The following is a 1,893-nucleotide window of genomic DNA, read 5'->3' on the forward strand; positions in this document are numbered from 1 at the left end:
ACGGTTTATATCTCCGATCCTGCACATGGACTTATAACTTTTACCAAAGAAGAGTTTATACAGCATTGGATAGGAAATAATGCAGATGAAAATACAGAAGAAGGAATTGTATTATTAGTAGAGCCAACACCAAAGTTTTATAGTGAAGAATTTGAAGAAGATGAAAAATTTGGATTCTCATTTATATTCAAATACTTATTCAGATACAAAAAATTTATCATCCAGCTAATTATAGGATTGTTAGCAGGAAGTTTATTGCAGTTAATCCTACCTTTTTTAACACAAAGTATTGTTGATGTTGGTATTGAAAACAACGATCTACATTTTGTATATCTAATACTATTTGCACAATTATTTCTATTTATAGGAAAAGCTTCATTAGAAATTATTAGAAGTTGGATTCTATTGCATTTAAGTACTCGGATTAATATCTCTTTAATTTCAGATTTCTTTATCAAATTAATGAAACTACCTATTTCTTATTTTGATGTTAGAATGACTGGTGATTTATTGCAAAGAATAAATGATCATAAACGTATAGAACGAATATTAACTACATCATCCTTAACCGTATTATTTTCATTCTTTAACCTAATTATATTCAGTTTGGTTTTAGGCTATTATAGCTTGCAAATATTTGGTGTATTTGTGCTAGGAAGTGTATTGTATTTTGGATGGGTACTTTTCTTTTTTAAGAAACGAAAAGAATTAGATTATAAACGATTCTCACAAGTAAGTCAAGAACAAAGTAAGGTAATTGAGCTTATCAATGGAATGCAAGAAATAAAGTTACACAATGCAGAAAGACGCATGCGTTGGAACTGGGAATATGTACAAGCACGATTATTTAAAGTAGCCACTAAAAGTTTAGCATTAGAGCAAACACAAAGTGTCGGTTCTAATTTTATAAATGAACTAAAAAACATGTTCATTACCGTTTTGTCAGCAAAACTAGTTATCGACGGACAAATAAGTCTGGGTATGATGATGGCTATTAGTTATATCGTAGGACAATTAAACGGACCAATTACACAGCTAATAAACTTTATGCGGGATGTACAAGATGCACAAATATCTGTAGATCGATTAGGAGAAATCCATAATATGGAAGATGAAGAAAAGCCAGAAGATGAAAAAGTAACCAACATTCCAGAAAACGCAATTATAAAACTAAAAAACATTTCATTTAGATATACAGGAGGATTAGAACCAGTACTTAATGATTTATCCTTAGAAATACCCGCCAATAAAACAACGGCAATAGTAGGTGTTAGTGGAAGTGGTAAAACTACACTAATGAAATTATTACTTGGGTTTTATCAAGTAGACAAAGGAGATATTATGGTCAATAATTTTAACCTAAAAAACATCTCACAAAAAGAGTGGAGAAGAAACTGTGGAGTGGTTATGCAGGAAGGTTACATTTTTAATGATTCAATAGCAAAAAACATAGCGGTAGGAGAAGATTATGTAGATAAAGAGAAATTAGCACACGCTATAGATGTAGCAAATATCTCCGATTATATAGAAGGATTGCCCTTAGGTTATAATACTAAAATAGGAAGCGAAGGAAACGGACTGAGTACAGGACAAAAACAACGATTATTAATAGCTCGATCTGTATATAAAAACCCAAAGTTTTTATTCTTTGATGAAGCAACATCAGCTTTAGATGCCAATAATGAAAAGGTAATAATGGGAAAATTAAACACTTTTTTTGCAGATAAAACAGCTGTTGTAATAGCTCATAGATTAAGTACTGTAAAAAATGCACATCAAATCGTAGTTTTAGACAAAGGAGCAATTATAGAAAAAGGCTCACATGAAGAACTTATAAAATTAAAAGGAAGTTATTACCATCTAGTTAAAAACCAGCTAGACTTAGGTAAATAA

The 1,893-nt window shown here is 30.5% G+C and carries 1 protein-coding gene; it reads left to right on the forward strand.

The genetic code is table 11. From position 1 onward, the window contains the following. Nucleotides 1–1,893: peptidase domain-containing ABC transporter (locus tag Q0881_RS17675; RefSeq protein WP_299163275.1), on the forward strand; the 1,893-nt coding region annotated here is incomplete at its 5' end.

The organism is uncultured Tenacibaculum sp. (assembly GCF_947494125.1).
In the GTDB taxonomy this organism is placed as follows: domain Bacteria; phylum Bacteroidota; class Bacteroidia; order Flavobacteriales; family Flavobacteriaceae; genus Polaribacter.